We start from the raw sequence: 17,710 nt of genomic DNA, 5'->3' as shown, positions 1-17,710 counted from the left end.
GATGCGTCCGGTCTTCGGACCGCCCGTCAAACCGACATGATCGTGGCCAAACCCCATGTAAGCGCCGCTGATCACAGGAGATTCCCCGATCACCGGCAGGGAATCGGCCATCGAGGGGCGGTGGCCCATCCATTCCACGGTCTTTTTCCAGGTCAGGCCCGGGATGGCGGCGCGGATCTGCTTTTCCAAGAGCGCGAAGGGCGCGCGCGAGGGCGGCAGGTCGAGCCCGCCGAGCTCCACGATGCCGGCGAGCCGCAGACGGCCCTCCATCGGGGTGGCCACGAACTTGCCCGAGGCGATCATCACCGGCGAGCGCGGCATGACCGAGGGCTCGTAGAGCTCGAGATGGTAGCCGCGCTCGGATTCGAGCGGCGGCTTGACGCCAAGTTTGGCCGCAAGCGGGCCGGACCAGACCCCGGTGGTGAGCACTGCTGCGTCGCAAGCAATGGTCTCGCCACCGATGCGGACGCCGGTGACGGCGCCCTTTTCGCGGGCGATGTCGCTCACCTCGCCGATGATCAGCCGCCCGCCCTGCGCCTGCACGTGGCCGGCGAGGTCTTTGACGTACTGGCCCGGATCCGCGATGCGGCCGTGATCGGGGAAGCGCGCGGCGCAGGTCATCTGCGGGCCCCAGATCGGATCGTAGTCGCGGAACGCCTGATCCTCGAGCAGCTCCCATTTGAAGCCGTTCTCCTTGCGCACCGAGAAGCCGAAGGCGTCGGCCTCGTAATCGGCGCGGGTGTTGTAGATGAAGACGTAATCGCTCGGGACGACCCATTTCTCGGCCCCGGTGCCGTTGGCGAGGGCAAGGTGGTCCGAGAGGCTGTCGCCGATGATCGAGGTCGCCGCGGCGGCGCGGCGGCGGGCGCTGTCGGCATTGGCGTGGCTCATGTATTTCATCAGCCAGGGCAGAAGCTTGGGCAGGTAGGACCACTTCATGAACAGCGGCTGGTTGGGGTCGAGCAGCATCTTGGGCGCCTTGGTCCAGAGCCCGGGGCCGGGCACCGGCATCACCGAGCACGAGGCCAGCACGCCGCCATTGCCGTGGCTGGTGCCCTCGCCGGGTCCGGCCTTGTCGATCAGGATCACGTCATGCCCGTCGCGCTGCAGCCAGATCGCGGTCGAGACCCCCACTATGCCGGCGCCGATCACTGCCACTGTCTTCTTCATCTTTCACCCTCTTACGACGAGTTGCCTCTGCCGCCCTTTCCTGTTGCCGGGATCAAGCGCCGCTTCGCGGGGGCTGTCAATCTGGGGCGCGGGGAAAGCGGCTGGTATCGTGGGGGGCTCAGGGCGTAAGCCTTTAGAAACAGCACGAGACACGGGAGTTCGCATGAGCTTTGTCATCCCTCCGATGGAGACCCCCTCCATCGCCGTCGCCGGCAGCGAAGATCGCTTCCCGGTCCGCCGCATCTTCTGCGTCGGGCGCAACTACGCCGCCCATGCCCGCGAGATGGGGCGTGATCCGGACCGCGAGCCGCCGTTCTTTTTCACCAAGCCCGCCGACGCGGTGGTGGAGGACGGCGCGACCATCGCCTATCCGCCGCAGACCGAAAATCTGCATTACGAGGCCGAGCTGGTGGTCGCTATCGGCGCGGGCGGGCGCGACATCCCGGCGGACCGCGCGCTCGAGCATGTCTGGGGCTACGCGGTGGGCAACGACCTCACCCGGCGCGACATGCAGAACGACGCCAAGGAGCTGCGCCGCCCGTGGGACCTGTCGAAGGGCTTCGACCGTTCGGCGGTGATCGGGCCGCTGCATTCGGCAAGCGAGATCGGCCACCCCTCCGAGGGCCGCATCAGCCTGTCGGTGAATGGCGAGGTGAAGCAGGATGGCGATCTGGCCGAGATGATCTGGCCGGTGCAGGACGTTGTCGCCTTCCTGTCGGAAAGCGTCGAGCTGGCGCCGGGCGATCTCATCATGACCGGCACGCCGGCGGGTGTCGGCGCGCTGGTGCCGGGCGACGCCTGTGTCGTCAGCATCGAGGGCGTCGGCGAGATCACAACCACCATCGGCCCGCGCGACGAGGCACGGGCCGGGGGCTGATCAGTCCGGGCTCATCAGTCGTCGAGCAGCACCGGAGGCGCGACCAGAAGCGCCTCGAATTTCTCGGTGAGCTGGCGCAGCATGGCGGTGGAGATCGCCTGCTTCGCGCCGCCCGCCGAGAGCACGCGCCTGTGGATCGCCGCCGCCTTCTCGACCGTTTCGACGAGGGCAAAGATCTTGTCGGGGTTTTCCTCGGAGGCGAAGATGCCGTGGTGGCTCCACGAGATCACCCGGCTGTGCTCGAGCTCGACCGCCGAGGCCTCCGCGATCTCGACCGTGCCGGGCAGGAGCAGCGGCACCACGCGCACCCCGTCGGGGAAGATCACGATGCATTCGGGCATCTTCTCCCACAGCACGCGGGTCAGCGCCCGCGTGTCGAGCGGTTCGAGAAAGCTCAGCGCGACGAAGTCCGGCGGGTGGCAATGCAGGATCATCCGCTCGCGCCCGTTCGAGACCCGCTTGCGGATTGCGTGGGCGACGAGATGGGTGGCGAATTCCGAGGTCGGTTTGGCGCCCGAGGAGAAGCCCCAGCATTTCTGCCACGCGGTGCCGCCTTGGGTGATGCGCACGATGCCGAAGACCTGATTGGGCTTTTCGAGCGCGTGGCGGAAGAACTGCCCGGAGCCCGTGACGAGGAAATACTCGCCGTCGAGCTCGGGCTCGTCGATCGGCATCGGCACCGGCTCGCTCGGGGCGAGCTCGGGATAGTGGCGGGTCAGGATGGCCTCGATCTCCTCGCGCGGGAGGCGCCAGGAGAAGTTGCCGCCGTTGGCCTCGTTCCAGCCCATCTTCCAGCACAGATGCGCCAGCGGGGCGGCCTCCTTGACGAAGGAAATCGGATGCGTGAACGGTGCCATGGTCTCTATCCTCGCGAGGCGACCGACGCCTGATAGGCGTCGAGATCCGAGATGAGCTGCGCGCCCGAGGGCACGCTCTTGCGGTCGCAGAACTCGGCCCAGACCGCACCGAAGGGCAGGTCCTTCAGCTCTTCGGTGAGCATCAGCCTTGTGGTGAAGTCGAGCGACGTCTCCGCCGCCTTGAGCCGCGCCTGCGGCATCAGCAGCGACTCGAGCAGGGCCTTTTGCATGTTCCGCACGCCGATCACCCAGGCGGCGGTGCGGCTGATCGTGGCGTCGAAGAAATCGAGCCCGATATGGGTGCGCCCGAGCAGATCGCCGAACACCAGCTCCTGCGCCATGGCGCGGATGCTGTCATCGAGCAGGATCACGTGGTCGCTGTCCCAGCGCATCGGGCGGCTGACATGCAGCAGGATCTCGTCGACCGAGAGCGCCACGGCGCTGAGCTTGTCGGCGATGTTCTCGGTCGGGTGGAAATGCCCCATGTCGAGGCAGAGTAGCGTGCCGCGCCGGATCGCGTAGCCCATGTAGAACTCGTGGCTGCCCACGGTCATCGCCTCGACCCCGATGCCGAAGAGCTTCGATTCCACCGCGTCTAGCATCTGGGACTTGTCGAGCGTTTCGGCGCACATGGCGTCGAGCGAGGCCTCGAGCCGCCGGCGCGCGCCCATGCGGTCGACCGGGTTGTCCTTGGAGCCGTCCGGCACCCAGATGTTGTTGACGCAGGCGCTGCCCTGCGCGCGCCCGAAGGCGGCGGCGATCTCGCGGCTGCGCTTGCCGTGCTCGATCCAGAAATCGCGGATGCCCTGATCGGGATGGCTGAGGGTCAGGTTGTCGTCGGCCTTTTCGTGGGCAAAGAAGGTCGGGTTGAAATCGAGCCCGATGCCTTGATCCCCGGCCCAGTCGATCCACGGCTGGAAGTGCTTCACCTCGATCTCGTCACGGTCGGGCGACTCGTCGGTGTCCATGTAGCAGGCGTGCAGGTTGAGCCGGTGGGTGCCCGGGATCTTGGAATAGGCGAACTCCAGATCGGCGCGCAGCTCGCCCGGGGTGCGGGCGCGGCCGGGGTGGTTGCCGGTGGCCTGAATGCCGCCGCCCGAGCTGCCGTGCCGGCTCTCGAAGCCGACCACGTCGTCGCCCTGCCAGCAATGCACCGAGATCGGGATCGTGGCCAGCGTCGCGAGCGCGGCCTCGGTGTCGACATCCCACGCGGCAAAGGCCTCGCGGGCCGTCTCGTAGCTCTTGGTGGTCATGGCTGGTCTCCTTTCAGGGGGCCGGGCGCGGGCTGGCGTCCCGGCAGGGCAGGGGCGGGCGCAGATCGCTGCGGCGTCCGGCCTGCGGCGTGGTCATCGGTGAGGGGGAGGGCGCGGCGGCGTGCGGGGCGCTGGCCGTCGCGCCGGCGGTGTCGGGGAGGGACACCGCAAGGTGTCGGCAGCGCGCCGGCATCCGGATTCGTGGGATGGTTCGGGCTCGGAACATGCCGCATGGTCTCCTCCGGGCGGCGGGTGGGGGCGGGCCGAAAGCCCGCCCGCGCTCAGCGCGTGAACGCCTCCTTGTTGCCGGCATCGACGTTGAGGATGTTGCCGGTGGATTTCGCCGAAAGGTCCGAGGCGAGGAAATACGCCGCCTCGGCGATGTCCTCGGGCAGCACCGAGCGCTTCAGCATCGAGCGGTTGCGATACATCTCCTCGAGCCCCTCCTTGTCGGTGCCGTAGGTCGAGGCGCGCTGTTCGAGCCACTCGCCCTCCCAGATCTTCGAGCCGCGCAGCACCGCGTCGGGATTGACCACGTTGACCCGGATGCCCGCCTCGGCGCCTTCCAGCGCGAGGCAGCGGGCGAGGTGGATCTCCGAGGCCTTGGCGGTGCAATAGGCCGAGGCGTTGGGCGAGGCTGCAAGGCCGTTCTTGGAGGCGACGAAGACGATGGCGCCGCCGATTCCCTGCGCGCGCATCAGCTTGAAGGCCTCGCGCGAGACGAGGAAATAGCCCGTCGACAGGATGTCCATGTTCTTGGACCAGAGCGCCAGCGAGGTTTCCTCGACCGGGGCCGAGCTCGCGATGCCGGCGTTCGACACGAGGATGTCGAGCCCGCCGAATTCCACTGCCGTCTCGTCATAGGCGGCGGCGACGGCGCTCTCGTCGGTGACGTTCATCAGCACGCTGCGCACCACGTCCTTGCCATGGCGCTGGGCGAGGCCGTCATGCGCGGCCCTGAGGTTCTCGGCGCTGATATCGGCCAGCATCACGCAGGCGCCCTCGGCGAGGTAGCGCTCGGCGGTCGCCGCCCCGATGCCGCCGGCGCCGCCGGTGACCAGCGCCACCCGTCCGGCAAGGCTCTTGGGCTTGGGCATGCGCTGCAGCTTGGCTTCCTCGAGCAGCCAGTACTCGATGTCGAACGCCTCCTGCTCGGGCAGGCCGCAATACTCGCTCACCGCCGAGGCGCCGCGCATCACGTTGATCGCGTTGGTGTAGAATTCGCCCGAGATCCGCGCCGTGGCCTTGTCCTTGGCGAAGGTGATCATGCCGACGCCGGGCACGAGGTAGACCACCGCGTTGGGGTCGCGGATCGCCGGGCTGTCGTCATGCTTGCAGCGCTCGTAGTAGGCGGCGTAGTCGTCGCGATAGGCGGCGATCTGCGCCTCGAGCCCCTCCAGCACCGCGTCGACATTGTTCTGCGCCGGGTCGAAGGCGACCACGAGCGGGCGGATCTTGGTGCGCAGGAAATGGTCCGGGCACGAGGTGCCGAGCGCGGCCAGCGCGCCCATGTCGCGGCCGTTGACGAATTCGAGCACCGTGTCGCTGTCGTCGAAATGGCCGACCATGTGCTGCTTGCCCGAGACAAAGCCGCGGATCGCCGGCATCAGCCGCGCCGCCACCGCGCGCCGGGCCTCGGGCGCGAGGCTTTCATTCGCCGCACCGCCGAAGGCCGGCACGTCGCGGGTCTTGTCATCGAAATAGGCGATGGCCTTGTTGATGATCTCGAGCGTGAGCAGGTAGCACTCCTTGGCGTCATCCGCCCAGGTGAAGAGCCCGTGGCTTTCGAGCACGACGCCCTTGGCCTCGGGGTTCTCGAGGCAGAAGGTCTCGAGCCAGAGCCCCAGCTCGTAGCCCGGCTTTTTCCACGGCAGCCAGCCGATCTCGTCGCCGAAGATCTCCTGGGTCAGCGCCTTGCTGTCCTTGGCTGCGGCGATGGCGATGATCGCGTCGGGGTGCATGTGATCGACATGGCGGCGCGGCACGTAGGCGTGCAGCGGCGTGTCGATCGAGGCGGCGCGCGGGTTCAGGTTGAAGGTGCAATGCGGCAGGTAGCCGACCATCTCGTCCTCGAACTCAACCCCGCGATACTTGCCCTTCAGGGCGCGCAGCTTGTCCATGTAGAGGGTGGCGAAGCCGTCCATTTTGATCGAACCCACATCGCCGCCCGAGCCCTTGACCCAGAGCACCTCGGCCTCCTCGCCGGTGAGCGGATCGGTCTCGATCACCTTGGCGGAGGTGTTGCCGCCGCCGTAGTTGGTGATGCGCTTGTCAGAGCCCAGCAGATTGGAGCGGTAAAGCAGCTTTTCAGGCTCCGACATCGATGCGGCGCGCGAGTCGTCCCATAGGGTTTCGAGCCGCGGGGCGGCGGTCGTCTTGAGCATGGCTTCCTCCCATTGGCGCGGCGCGCCCGATTCAATCTTGCTCAAAACCTGCGCCTCACGGGCGGCTCTGTCAATCACAAACAATCACGTTCAATCATTCTGCGCCGCAGAATGAGCAATCATGACGGATTGTGATTGACTTTGACCGGGAATCCGCGCAGGTTTTCTGTCAAGAGGGAGGACGTCATGCACGAAAGCGAGCGCCACAGGCTGATTCTGTCAGCGGTTCAGGAGCGACCGGTCGCCACCGTGGCCGATCTGGTGAACCTGACGGGCGTGTCCGAGGCGACGGTGCGCCGCGACATCGCCACCCTTCACATGCAAAAGAAGCTGCGCCGCGTGCGCGGTGGCGCCGAAGCCATCGCCCCGCCGCAGTTCGTGGGCCTCGCTGGCCGCACCTTCGCCGTCAACGAGACCATGCGGATCAAGCAGAAGCAGGCCATCGCCCGCGCCGCCTGCGAGCTGGTCACCGATGGTGATCCGATCATCATCAACGGCGGCACCACGACCTTCCAGATGGTGCACCCGCTGGCCAGCCGCCGGGTGCAGGTCTTTACCAACTCGTTTCCCATCGCCGAGCACCTGCTCAAGCATTCCAAGAACACGGTGATGCTGTCGGGCGGCGTGATCTACCGCGAGCAGCAGATCGTGCTGAGCCCGTTCGAGAACGACGTGACCCGCAACTTCTATGCGCGGCGCATGTTCATGGGGGCGCAGGGGGTCGGGCCGCTGGGCCTGATGGAGGCGGATCCGCTGCTGATCCAGGCCGAGCACAAGCTGATCGGCCAGGCCGACGAGCTGGTGGTGCTGGTCGACAGCACGAAATTCGAACAGCGCTCGTCTCTGGTGCTCTGCCCGCTCGAGCGGGTGAACGTGGTGATCACCGATGACGGGATTTCGGATCGTGCCGCCTCGATGCTCGAGGCGGCGGATGTGGAGCTGATCGTCGCGCCGGTCGCGGCGGCAAGCGAGGAGGATGGGGCGGCCTCCTAGGTCTTCGCCCAACACGCTTCATACGGGAGGAACTTATGCGCGTGATCAACAAGGTACTTGGAACGGTGGCGCTGGCCGCAACGATGGCGGCAGGCTTTGGCGCAACGGCGGCCTCGGCCGACGAGACGCGCATCGCGCTCGTGGTCAAGGCGCTGGGCATCGGCTTCTTCGAGGCCGCAGCGAAGGGCGCCGAGGAGGCCGCGGCCGAGCTGGGCGACACCCAGATCATCTATACCGGCCCGACCGATACCACTGCCGAGGGGCAGATCGAGGTGATCAACTCGCTGATCGCGCAGGGCGTCGATGCCATCGCGATCTCGGCCAACGACTATGACGCGCTGGTGCCCTCGCTGAAGAAGGCCATGCAGCGCGGCATCACCGTGATCAGCTGGGATTCGGGTGTCGCACCCGAGGGCCGCCTGATGCATCTCAACCCGTCCTCGAACGAACTGATCGGCAATATGTGCGTCAAGCTCGCCGCCGATCACCTGCCCGAGGGCGGACAGGTGGCGATCCTGTCGGCCTCTGCCACCGCCACGAACCAGAACATCTGGATCGAGGAGATGAAGAAGGTGCTGCCCGAGTACGAGGGCATCGAGCTGGTCGCGACCGTCTATGGCGACGACCTCGCCGACAAGTCCTACCGCGAGGCGCAGGGCCTGATGGCGACCTATCCCGATCTCGACGCCATCATCGCGCCGACCTCGGTGGGCATCGTGGCCGCCGCGCAGGCCGTCGCCGATGCCGGCAAGGCCGGTGAGGTCAACGTGACCGGCCTCGGCCTGCCCTCAGAAATGGCCGGCGCCATCGAGTCGGGCGCGTCGCAGTCCTTTGCGATCTGGAACCCGATCGACCTTGGCTACTCGGCCACCATGATCGCCCACGCGCTCGCCACCGGCGAGGCCACCGCCGAGCCGGGCGCGACCCTGCCGATGGGCCGCATGGGCGAGGTGACGCTCGATGACGAGGGCAATGGCGCGATGGCCGATCCCTTCGTCTACGACGCGGGCAACATCGACGAGTTCAAGTCGATCTTCTGATCGCCTCCGCTCGATCCATGCAAGACGCGACCCCGGCGCTTCCGCCGCGCCGGGGCGCTCCCTCCAATCGACGGGGCGCCACGACATGCTGATGCAGACACAGACCCAGGCAGAGACAGATCCAGTGACCCGCCCGACGCCCGTTCTGGCCCTCGACGGCATCACCAAGACCTTTCCCGGCGTGCGCGCCCTCTCGGAGGTGTCTCTGAACCTCTATCCCGGCGAGGTCACCGCGCTGATCGGCGAGAACGGCGCCGGCAAGTCGACGATGGTGAAGATCCTCACGGGCATCTACCAGCCGACCGAGGGCCGCATCCTCGTCGACGGCGAGGAGACCCGCTTTCCCACCGCGCAGGACGCCGCCGACGCCGGCATCACCGCGATCCATCAGGAGACGGTGCTGTTCGACGAGCTGTCGGTGGCCGAGAACATCTTCCTCGGGCACGCGCCGCGCACCCGCTGGGGCCTGCTTGACTGGGCCGAGATCAATCGCCGCTCGGCCGAGATCCTGACCGGGATCGGCGCCGAGATCGACCCCGCGACCCGGCTGCGCGACCTCGGCATCGCCAACAAGCACATGGTGGCCATCGCCCGGGCGCTGTCGATCGATGCCCGCGTGGTGATCATGGACGAACCCACCGCGGCGCTGTCGCACAAGGAAATCGAAGAGCTTTATGAGCTGGTCGACCAGCTCAAGGCGCAGGGCAAGGCGATCCTGTTCATCAGCCACAAGTTCGACGAGATCTTCCGCATCGCCGACAATTACACCGTCTTCCGCGACGGGCAGTACGTGGGCGAGGGCCGCATCGCCGAGACCGACAACGACGCGCTGGTCAAGCTGATGGTCGGCCGCGAGGTGGCGCATATCTTCCCCGACCGCACGCCCGAGCTCGGTGACGAGGTGCTGGCGGTCGAAGACTACTGCCACCCTACCGAATTCGACGGCATCGGCTTCTCGCTGCGCAAGGGCGAGATCCTCGGCTTCTACGGTCTTGTGGGTGCGGGGCGCTCCGAGGTCATGCAATCGCTCTTCGGCATCACCAAGCCGTCCGCGGGCCGCATCCGCATCGACGGCGAGAGCCGCGAGATCGCCTCGCCCGCCGATGCTGTGGGGGCGGGCATCGTCTATGTCCCCGAGGATCGCGGCCAGCAGGGCGCCATCACCGCCATGCCGATCTTTCAGAACGTCACGCTGCCCTCGCTGGGCCGCACCTCGCGCCGCGGCTTCATCCGGCTGGCCGAGGAGTTCAAGCTGGCGCGCACCTATTGCGAGCGGCTCGACCTGCGCGCCGCCTCGCTCGACACCGATGTCGGCAACCTCTCGGGCGGCAATCAGCAGAAGGTGGTGATCGCCAAGTGGCTCGCCACCCAGCCCAAGGTGATCATCCTCGACGAGCCGACCAAGGGCATCGACATCGGCTCAAAGGCGGCGGTGCACGATTTCATGGCCGAGCTGGCGGGGCAGGGGCTGGCGGTGATCATGGTCAGCTCGGAGATCCCCGAGGTGCTGGGCATGTCCGACCGGGTCATCGTCATGCGCGAGGGCCGCATGGTCGCCGAGTTGGCGGGAGACGAGATGACCCCCGAAACCCTTGTCCGTCACGCCGCCGGCATCCGGGAGAGATGACATGCTGAAACGTATCCTCACCGCGCGCGAAACCATCCTTGCCGCCGCCATCCTGGCGCTGCTGGTGCTGATCGCGACCCGCTTTCCCGCCTTCGTGGCACCGTCGAACCTGATCGCGGTGTTCAACGACACCTCGCCGCTGATGCTGCTGGCGCTGGGTCAGATGATCGTCATCCTGACCAAGTGCATCGACCTCTCGGTCGCCGCCAACCTCGCGCTCACCGGCATGTGCGTGGCGATGCTCAACATCGCGATGCCCGGCCTGCCGGTCTCGGTGATCCTCGTCATCGCGGTGGCGCTCGGCACCGCGATGGGCATGGTCAACGGGCTGCTGGTGTGGAAGCTCGACATCCCGCCGATCGTGGTGACGCTTGGCACCATGACCATCTTTCGCGGCATCATCTTCCTGATCTCCAACGGCAAATGGGTCAACGCGCACGAGATGTCGCCGGCCTTCAAGGCCTTCCCACGCGCCGAGCTGCTGGGCCTGCCGATGATGAGCTGGGTCGCCATCCTCGTGATCATCGCCTTCTTCGTGCTGATGACCCGCACCAGCCTCGGCCGAGCGGTCTACGCGGTGGGCGGCAATCCGCACGCGGCGATCTATACCGGCATCGACGTCGGCCGGACCAAGTTCATGGCCTACACGATCTCGGGCGCGCTCGCGGGGCTCACCGGCTATCTCTGGGTCAGCCGCTACGCCGTGGCCTATGTCGACATCGCCGGCGGCTTTGAGCTCGACACCGTCGCCGCGGCGGTGATCGGCGGCATCTCGATCGCCGGCGGCGTCGGCTCGGTCTTCGGCGCGGTGTTGGGCGCGCTGTTCCTCGGCGTGATCAAGAACGCCCTGCCGGTGGTCAACATCTCGCCCTTCTGGCAGCTCGCGATCTCGGGCAGCGCGATCATCATCGCCGTCGCCTTCAATGCGCAGGCCAACAAGACCAAGGGCAGGGTCATCCTCAAGCAGGCGGAGGCCGCGACATGAGCACGAGTTCCACCCATCACATCCCCGACACGCTGGTCTCGCCGCTGGCGAAGCGGCTGAAGAGCTGGGAGAGCCTGCTCCTGGTGGTGGCGGTGGCGATCTTCATCGCCAACTGCTTCGCCTCGCCGTATTTCCTCAATGCGTGGAACCTGAGCGACGCCACCTTCAACTTCACCGAAAAGGCGATGATCGCCTTCGCCATGGCGCTGCTGATCATCGCCGGCGACATCGACCTCTCGGTCGCCTCGATCATCGCGCTGGCCTCGACCGCCATGGGCGCCGCGGTGCAGGCCGGGGTCGGCACGCCGGGGCTCGTGGCCATCGGCCTCTTCACCGGGCTGGCGGCGGGCGCGTTCAATGGCGTGCTGGTGACGCGGTTGGCGCTGCCCTCGATCGTGGTCACCATCGGGACCATGAGCCTGTTCCGCGGCATCGCCTATATCGTGCTCGGCGATCAGGCCTATCGCGGCTATCCCGAGAGCTTCGCCGTCTTCGGGCAGGGCTACGTGTTCTGGGTGGTCAGCTTCGAGTTCGTGCTCTTCGCGGTGCTGGCGGTGATCTACGGCGTGCTGCTGCACAAGACCAATTTCGGCCGCGCGGTCTATGCCATCGGCAACAACCCCACCGGCGCGCTGTTCTCGGGCATAAGGGTGCAGCGGGTGCGTTTCATCCTGTTTCTGCTCACCGGGCTGATGTCGGGCGTGGCGGCGATCTGCCTGACCTCGCGGCTGGGCTCGACGCGGCCCTCCATCGGCTTCGGCTGGGAGCTCGAGGTCGTCACCATGGTGGTTCTCGGCGGGGTGAGCATCCTCGGCGGCTCGGGCTCGATCCCCGGCGTGGTGATCGCCGCCTTCGTGATGGGGCTGGTGACCTTCGGGCTGGGCCTGCTGAACGTGCCGGGCATCGTCATGTCGATCGTCATCGGCGCGCTTCTGATCGGGGTGATCGCGCTGCCGCGGCTGTGGTTGAAACTGCGCTGGGGGGCGTGAGCATGGAGAAATATGCCTTCCGCATGGTGCTGAACGAGGGCCAGCTCGACGAGTACAAGCGCCGCCACGACGCCATCTGGCCCGAGCTGGTCGAGGCGCTGAAGGCGGCCGGGGTCGAGGATTACTCGATCCATTACGACCCCGAGACGCGGCACCTTTTCGCGGTGCTGTGGCGGCGCGAGGATCACGGCATGGACGCGCTGCCCGACCATCCGGCGGTGAAGAAATGGTGGGCCTACATGGCCGACATCATGCAGACCAACCCCGACAGCAGCCCGGTCGAGACGCCGCTCGTCCCGGTGTTCCACCTGCCATGAGCGCGCCGCGCAACATCGCCGTGATCGACGTCGGCAAGACCAACGTCAAGCTCGCGCTGGTCGATCTCGAGCGGCTCGAGGAACTGGCGGTGGTCACCCGCCCCAACACCGTGCGTCCCGGCCCGCCCTATCCGCAGTTCGATCTCGAAGGCCACTGGGCGTTCTTCCTCGAGCATCTGGCGGCGTTTCAGGCAAGCCACGGCATCGACGGCATCTCGGTCACCACCCACGGCGCCGCGGCGGTGCTGCTCGACACCGAGGGCGGCCTCGCCGCGCCGATGCTCGATTACGAGCATACCGGCCCCGACGCGCTGGCGACCGAGTACGACGCGCTGCGCCCGCCCTTCGCCGAGACCGGAAGCCCGCGCCTGCCCATGGGGCTGAACCTCGGCGCGCAGCTGCACTGGCAGCTCGCCACCGATCCCTCCCTGTCGGCGCGCGTCGCGAGTGTGGTGACCTACCCGCAATACTGGGGCTTCCGCCTCACCGGTGCGCTGGCCACGGATATGTCGTCGCTGGGCTGCCACACCGATCTTTGGTGCCCGCGCGATGGCCGGTTTTCGAGCCTACCCGAGCGCCTCGGCCTTTCCGGCAAGATCGCTCCGCCGCGCCGCGCCACCGAGGTACTGGGCCCGATCACCGCTGACATCGCCGCGCGCACCGGCCTTCCCGAGGGCACGCCGGTCGTCTGCGGCATCCACGACAGCAACGCCTCGCTGCTGCCCCACCTTCTGGGCCGCGCGGGGCCGGTCTCGGTGGTCTCCACCGGCACCTGGGTGATTGCCATGTCGGTGGGCGCCGCGGCGCCCGCGCTGGATCCCGCCCGAGACACGCTGATCAATGTCGATGCGTTTGGCCACCCGGTGCCCTCCGCGCGCTTCATGGGCGGCCGCGAATACGAACTGATGAGCGCCGGCCTCACCGCCGCGCCGACCGAGGCCGACCGCGCCGCGGTGTTCCGCGACGGCATCATGCTGCTGCCCGCCGTCGTCCCCGAAAGCGGCCCCTTCGCCGGTCGCAGCCATTGCTGGACCATCGAGCCGCGCACCGATGGCGAGCGCCTCTTTGCCCTGTCGCTCTATCTCGGCCTGATGACCGACACCTGCCTGGAACTGATCGGCGCCGAGGGCCCGCAGGTCATCGAAGGCCCGTTCGCGCGCAATCGCGACGTACTCGACATGCTCGCCGCCCTGCGTTCCGGCGGGGTCGAGACGGCGGCCTCCGCCACCGGCACCTCGATCGGCGCGGCGCTGCTTTTCGCCCCCGAGCACAGCAGCAAGACGGCCCGCCACGCGGCCCCGCCAGACGCCGCGCCCTACCGCGCCTACGCAGCAAGCTGGCGCGCCGCGCTGGGCACAAACGTCTCCCCGAAAGCACCCCACCCGGTCTGACCGCGCAGCGCCCTCATCTTCTCTGGTTTCAAAATACCTCGGGGGTGAATTGGCCCAACGGGCCAAGAGGGGGCTGGCCCCCTCGTCTTCTTTCGGCGTCACGGCGCCGCTGCGACAGTCTCCGGGCGCGTGTCGTCCCGATCGTGCCCCTCTGAAACGAAAAGCGATGGTCCCGCGCCGCGCATGATACGCGCCGCGGGGCCAGCAGGATCAGGCCTCGACGCCCCGGCCCGCAGAGGCGCTTGCGCCGGCATCGCGGGCGGCGGCGTAGCTCGCGGCACCGCGGCTCACCGGTGTGGCAAGCTCGGTGGCACTCTCGCCGGTCTCGGCGCCGATGCTGGCGACCAGCAGGTTCTTCACGAAGCTTTCCTGGGTTGCGATGGCCTGCGCGCGGGCTGCGGCAATGGCGTCGTCCGAGCCCGTCTCGTCCGATGCAGCCTCCGGCGCGCTCTGAGATGTGGCGCCAGCCTGCGCAGAAGCGGCTGCGGATGCGGATGCGCCAGCGGCGGCGTTCGAAGGCGCCACGGTGGCGCCTTCGCTCGCGCCGGTCTCGCTGCTTTCCGAAACGGTCACCGGGCCGGTGGTCGGCTCCTCGGCGGTGGTTTCGGTCGCGGAAACGTCGTCAAGCACGCTGTCCTCGGTCTCGACCGACTTGGCGGAGAGGAGCGTCGAAGGGTTGGAGAGAAGGCCCGATCCGGAACCTGTAATCATACTTAGCATTCCATTAACCTTTCTAATCGGAACGCTTTTTTCTGTGATGGCGAAGCGTGCAAAAAGTTGGGCGGCAGATAGACCTTTAGACGTTCAGGTCGTTTTTATGCCAACAATCTCGCAGTTGCAGCATGATTGCGGGCGAAACTGGAAATCAGGGCCGTCGTCATGCGGTCGCGGGGCTCTGTGGGTGCACGGTATGCGTGTGGCTTCTATCGGGCGGCCGATCCAGCCACGCGACCGGTCGGAGCTGCCGCGACGGAAGCCGGCAAAGTGCCGCCAAAGCGAAAGCATTTTTCGCCTCATGCGGGATTACGTCGCGTTTCGCCCCCTTGTCCGCGTGAGCGGAATCGGATTCTGGTCCGCGCATGTCAATGAAACCGCACACTCCGTGGTTCCGCATTCTGTAGCCGCACGCATTCGCGTGAGGATTGCTGCGTTTCGAATTCAATATACCTTAGCGAGAAGAGGGCGCGCTGCCCTCGACCCCAGAAAGGGAGGCACATGCCATGACGAGATTGACCCGACTGACTCTGAGCACGATCCTGAGCGCCGGCCTTGCGGCTGGCGCCGTGGCGCAGGAGACCCATCCCGAGACCGGCGACACGCTGGCCGAGGATCAGACCTTCACCTATCGCATCCTCGACAACATCTCCTCGGTCGACCCGCAGATCGTCGAGGACACCGACGGCTCCGATGTGGTGCGCGATCTGTTCGAAGGGCTGCTGAACCAGGACGCGAACGGCGAGCTGGTGCCCGGCGTGGCCACCGACTGGGAGGTCTCGGAGGACAAGCTGACCTACACCTTCCACCTGCGCGACGATGCCAAGTGGTCGAACGGCGATCCGGTCACTGCAGGCGATTTCGTCTACGCCTGGCGCCGCGCCGCCGATCCCGCCACCGCCTCGCCCTACCAGTGGTTCATCTCGCTGATGAAGCTCGAGAACGGCGACGCCGTGGTCGCCGGCGACATGGCCCCCGAGGCGCTCGGCGTCGAGGCGATCGATGACACCACGCTCGAGGTGCGCCTCTCGGCACCGCTGCCCTACTTCCCGCAGATGGTGGTGCACTCGACCACCTTCCCGGCCCCGCAGAAGGTGATCGAAGAGTTCGGCGCGGAGTGGACCAAGCCCGGCAACATCGTCGGCAACGGCGCCTACGTGTTGACCCAGATGAACCCCGGCGAGTCGATCGTGCGCCGCAAGAACGACATGTACTGGGATGCCGAGAACGTCATCCTCGACAAGTCGGTGGCGCTGATCATCAACGACGAGAACGTCGCGCTGACCCGCTACCGCGCCGGCGAGCTCGACATGACCGACATCCCCGCCGGCCAGTTCCCGCGCCTGCGCGACGAGTATGGCGAGGAGGCGCACAGCTTCCCGAAGCTCTGCAACTACTACTACACCTTCAACCTCTCCGAGAGCGGCCCCGAGGCCTTCAAGGATCCCAACGTCCGCAAGGCGCTGGCGCTGACTGTGGACCGCGACATCATCGTCAACAACGTGATGGCAGGCGGCCAGCCCCCGGCTTACGTCTTCACGCCCGAGGCCACCGCGGGCTTTGACGCCCCCGAGACCGAGATGGCCGGCATGACCCAGCCCGAGCGGGATGCGAAGGCCAAGGAACTGCTGGCCGAGGCCGGCTACGGCGAGGACAACCCGCTGAGCTTCAACATGGTCTACAACACCTCCGAGGCGCACCAGAAGGTGGCCGTCGTGCTGTCGCAGATGTGGAAGCAGAAGCTTGGCGTGCAGGCGCAGCTTTCGAACATGGAGTGGAAGGTGTTCCTCGAAGAGCGCGGCAACCAGAACTTCGAGCTGGCGCGCGGCGCATGGTGCGGCGACTACAACGAAGCCTCGACCTTCCTCGACCTGCTGCAGTCCGACTCGGGCTACAACGACGGCAAGTACTCGAACCCCGAGTATGACCAGCTGCTCGCCGATGCGCTGACCGCGGACGACACCGCGCCGCTCTACACTAAGGCGGAGGAGATCCTCGCCGAGGACATGCCGGTGATCCCGCTCTACCACTACGCGGGCGTGTACATGATCGACGACTCGCTGAAGAACTTCCCGGTGAACAACATCCAGTTCAACTGGTACTCGAAGGACCTCTACAAGGCCGCCGAGTAAACCGACCCGAGCGCCCCTCCCGTGCGGCGGGGCGCTCACCGACAGGGAACCCCTGACATGCTGATCTATATCATCCGGCGCCTTCTGGTCGCCATTCCGACCATTGCGCTGCTGGTCATCGCCGCTTTCTGCATGATGCACCTCGCGCCAGGCGGCCCCTTCACCTCCGAGCGCCCGCTGCCGCCCGACGTGCTGGCCAATATCGAGGCCCGCTACGGGCTCGACCAGCCGCTGTGGAAGCAGCTCTGGGACTACTTCGTCAACATCGTGCTGCATTTCGATTTCGGTCCGTCCTTCGTCTACAAGGACCGCGACGTGAACGACATCATCGCGACCGGCTTCCCGATCTCGCTGACCTACGGCTCGCTGGCCTTCCTCGCGGCCACGCTGGTGGGCGTCGCGCTGGGGATCGCCGCCGCCATCCGCCACAACACCTGGGTCGACTATTTCGCCGTGAGCCTCGGCATCGCGGCGCAGGCGCTGCCCAACTTCATCATGGGCCCGATCCTGATCCTGACCTTCACGCTCTGGCTCGGCTGGCTGCCCGGCGGCGGCTGGAACGGCGGACAGTGGCAATATCTCATCATGCCGGTGATCGCGCTCTCGACCTCCTACATGGGCTCGATCGCGCGCATCACGCGCTCGTCCATGCTCGAGGTGATGAACGCCAACTTCATCCGCACCGCGCGGGCCAAGGGCCTGCCGCAGCGCTCGATCATCTGGCGCCACGCGATGAAGCCGACGCTGCTGCCGGTGATCTCCTATCTCGGTCCGGTCTTCGTCTACGTGCTGACCGGCTCGGTCTTCGTCGACCTGTATTTCTCCACCGGCGGCCTCGGCCAGGCCTATGTGAACTCCGCCCTGACCCGCGACTACGCGGTGCTGCTGGGCGTGACGATCCTCTACGGCGCCCTGACCGTCATCGTGAACCTGCTGACCGACCTCGCCTATGCGTGGTTCGATCCCAAGATCCGGTACTGA

Annotated in this window: 15 protein-coding genes; 10 read left to right on the top strand and 5 right to left on the bottom strand. The window is 66.8% G+C overall.

From position 1 onward, the window contains the following. Nucleotides 1-1,170 (bottom strand): NAD(P)/FAD-dependent oxidoreductase (locus tag AC6RA4_RS05540; RefSeq protein ID WP_500158201.1); only part of this gene is annotated, 1,170 nt, incomplete at its 3' end. A gap of 163 nt (nt 1,171-1,333) precedes the next feature. On the opposite strand from AC6RA4_RS05540, the gene AC6RA4_RS05535 reads away from it, so the two are divergent. Beyond that, complete coding sequence (locus AC6RA4_RS05535; protein ID WP_500158199.1) at nt 1,334-2,047, top strand: fumarylacetoacetate hydrolase family protein; 714 nt, start codon at nt 1,334-1,336, stop codon at nt 2,045-2,047. Nucleotides 2,048-2,061: 14 nt separating this feature from the next. Here the strand turns inward: AC6RA4_RS05535 and rhaD are convergent, their stop codons facing one another. The 3 genes from rhaD to AC6RA4_RS05520 all read right to left on the bottom strand — a co-directional run bounded on the left by rhaD (nt 2,062) and on the right by AC6RA4_RS05520 (nt 6,541). Further along, nucleotides 2,062-2,904, bottom strand: coding sequence for a rhamnulose-1-phosphate aldolase (gene rhaD, locus AC6RA4_RS05530; RefSeq protein WP_500158197.1), 843 nt, complete (start codon nt 2,902-2,904; stop codon nt 2,062-2,064). Nucleotides 2,905-2,909: 5 nt separating this feature from the next. Then, nucleotides 2,910-4,157 carry an L-rhamnose isomerase gene (locus AC6RA4_RS05525; RefSeq protein ID WP_500158196.1) on the bottom strand — a complete coding sequence of 416 codons (1,248 nt, stop codon included), beginning with the start codon at nt 4,155-4,157 and terminating at the stop codon, nt 2,910-2,912. Between the two features lie 281 nt (nt 4,158-4,438). Further along, complete coding sequence (locus tag AC6RA4_RS05520; RefSeq protein WP_500158194.1) at nt 4,439-6,541, bottom strand: bifunctional rhamnulose-1-phosphate aldolase/short-chain dehydrogenase; 2,103 nt, start codon at nt 6,539-6,541, stop codon at nt 4,439-4,441. Between the two features lie 186 nt (nt 6,542-6,727). Here AC6RA4_RS05520 and AC6RA4_RS05515 point away from each other — a divergent pair, with 186 nt between their 5' ends. From AC6RA4_RS05515 to AC6RA4_RS05485, 7 genes are all read left to right on the top strand, one after another. After that, nucleotides 6,728-7,534 (top strand): DeoR/GlpR family DNA-binding transcription regulator, encoded by an 807-nt coding sequence (locus AC6RA4_RS05515; RefSeq protein WP_500158192.1) that lies wholly within the window; start codon nt 6,728-6,730, stop codon nt 7,532-7,534. A gap of 35 nt (nt 7,535-7,569) precedes the next feature. Continuing rightward, nucleotides 7,570-8,574, top strand: coding sequence for a rhamnose ABC transporter substrate-binding protein (gene rhaS / locus AC6RA4_RS05510; protein ID WP_500158190.1), 1,005 nt, complete (start codon nt 7,570-7,572; stop codon nt 8,572-8,574). 85 nt (nt 8,575-8,659) lie between these two features. Beyond that, nucleotides 8,660-10,201: a sugar ABC transporter ATP-binding protein gene (locus AC6RA4_RS05505; RefSeq protein ID WP_500158188.1), complete on the top strand. Its 1,542-nt coding sequence runs from the start codon at nt 8,660-8,662 to the stop codon at nt 10,199-10,201. 1 nt (nt 10,202) lies between these two features. Beyond that, nucleotides 10,203-11,186, top strand: a complete 984-nt coding sequence (locus AC6RA4_RS05500) for an ABC transporter permease (protein WP_500158186.1) — start codon at nt 10,203-10,205, stop codon at nt 11,184-11,186. After that, nucleotides 11,183-12,175, top strand: a complete 993-nt coding sequence (locus tag AC6RA4_RS05495; RefSeq protein WP_500158183.1) for an ABC transporter permease — start codon at nt 11,183-11,185, stop codon at nt 12,173-12,175. Before AC6RA4_RS05500 ends, AC6RA4_RS05495 begins: the two co-directional genes overlap by 4 nt. A 2-nt stretch (nt 12,176-12,177) precedes the next feature. Then, the gene (rhaM, locus tag AC6RA4_RS05490) at nt 12,178-12,492 is read left to right on the top strand and encodes an L-rhamnose mutarotase (protein WP_500158181.1); all 315 of its coding nucleotides are present in this window, start codon (nt 12,178-12,180) and stop codon (nt 12,490-12,492) included. Further along, the gene (locus AC6RA4_RS05485) at nt 12,489-13,883 is read left to right on the top strand and encodes an FGGY-family carbohydrate kinase (protein WP_500158179.1); all 1,395 of its coding nucleotides are present in this window, start codon (nt 12,489-12,491) and stop codon (nt 13,881-13,883) included. The genes rhaM and AC6RA4_RS05485 overlap by 4 nt, the downstream gene beginning before the upstream one ends. Nucleotides 13,884-14,093: 210 nt before the next feature. On the opposite strand, the gene AC6RA4_RS05480 is transcribed toward AC6RA4_RS05485, so the two are convergent. Beyond that, nucleotides 14,094-14,594, bottom strand: a complete 501-nt coding sequence (locus tag AC6RA4_RS05480; RefSeq protein ID WP_500158177.1) for a hypothetical protein — start codon at nt 14,592-14,594, stop codon at nt 14,094-14,096. A gap of 509 nt (nt 14,595-15,103) precedes the next feature. On the opposite strand from AC6RA4_RS05480, the gene AC6RA4_RS05475 reads away from it, so the two are divergent. Continuing rightward, a complete protein-coding gene (locus AC6RA4_RS05475; protein WP_500158175.1) occupies nt 15,104-16,729 on the top strand; it encodes a peptide ABC transporter substrate-binding protein in 1,626 nt (541 codons plus the stop codon). Between the two features lie 57 nt (nt 16,730-16,786). After that, on the top strand, nt 16,787-17,710 hold the full coding sequence (gene oppB / locus AC6RA4_RS05470) for an oligopeptide ABC transporter permease OppB (RefSeq protein WP_500158173.1): 924 nt from the start codon (nt 16,787-16,789) through the stop codon (nt 17,708-17,710).

Source organism: Salipiger sp., from assembly GCF_059781815.1.
This window is presented reverse-complemented; position numbering and strand designations above follow the sequence as displayed.

Bases quoted from the DNA above. Each gene is read 5' to 3' on its own strand.
- AC6RA4_RS05535 (WP_500158199.1), top strand. From the start codon at position 1,334: ATGAGCTTTGTCATCCCTCCGATGGAGACCCCCTCCATCGCCGTCGCC.
- rhaD (WP_500158197.1), bottom strand. From the start codon at position 2,904: ATGGCACCGTTCACGCATCCGATTTCCTTCGTCAAGGAGGCCGCCCCG.
- AC6RA4_RS05525 (WP_500158196.1), bottom strand. From the start codon at position 4,157: ATGACCACCAAGAGCTACGAGACGGCCCGCGAGGCCTTTGCCGCGTGG.
- AC6RA4_RS05520 (WP_500158194.1), bottom strand. From the start codon at position 6,541: ATGCTCAAGACGACCGCCGCCCCGCGGCTCGAAACCCTATGGGACGAC.
- AC6RA4_RS05515 (WP_500158192.1), top strand. From the start codon at position 6,728: ATGCACGAAAGCGAGCGCCACAGGCTGATTCTGTCAGCGGTTCAGGAG.
- rhaS (WP_500158190.1), top strand. From the start codon at position 7,570: ATGCGCGTGATCAACAAGGTACTTGGAACGGTGGCGCTGGCCGCAACG.
- AC6RA4_RS05505 (WP_500158188.1), top strand. From the start codon at position 8,660: ATGCTGATGCAGACACAGACCCAGGCAGAGACAGATCCAGTGACCCGC.
- AC6RA4_RS05500 (WP_500158186.1), top strand. From the start codon at position 10,203: ATGCTGAAACGTATCCTCACCGCGCGCGAAACCATCCTTGCCGCCGCC.
- AC6RA4_RS05495 (WP_500158183.1), top strand. From the start codon at position 11,183: ATGAGCACGAGTTCCACCCATCACATCCCCGACACGCTGGTCTCGCCG.
- rhaM (WP_500158181.1), top strand. From the start codon at position 12,178: ATGGAGAAATATGCCTTCCGCATGGTGCTGAACGAGGGCCAGCTCGAC.
- AC6RA4_RS05485 (WP_500158179.1), top strand. From the start codon at position 12,489: ATGAGCGCGCCGCGCAACATCGCCGTGATCGACGTCGGCAAGACCAAC.
- AC6RA4_RS05480 (WP_500158177.1), bottom strand. From the start codon at position 14,594: ATGATTACAGGTTCCGGATCGGGCCTTCTCTCCAACCCTTCGACGCTC.
- AC6RA4_RS05475 (WP_500158175.1), top strand. From the start codon at position 15,104: ATGACGAGATTGACCCGACTGACTCTGAGCACGATCCTGAGCGCCGGC.
- oppB (WP_500158173.1), top strand. From the start codon at position 16,787: ATGCTGATCTATATCATCCGGCGCCTTCTGGTCGCCATTCCGACCATT.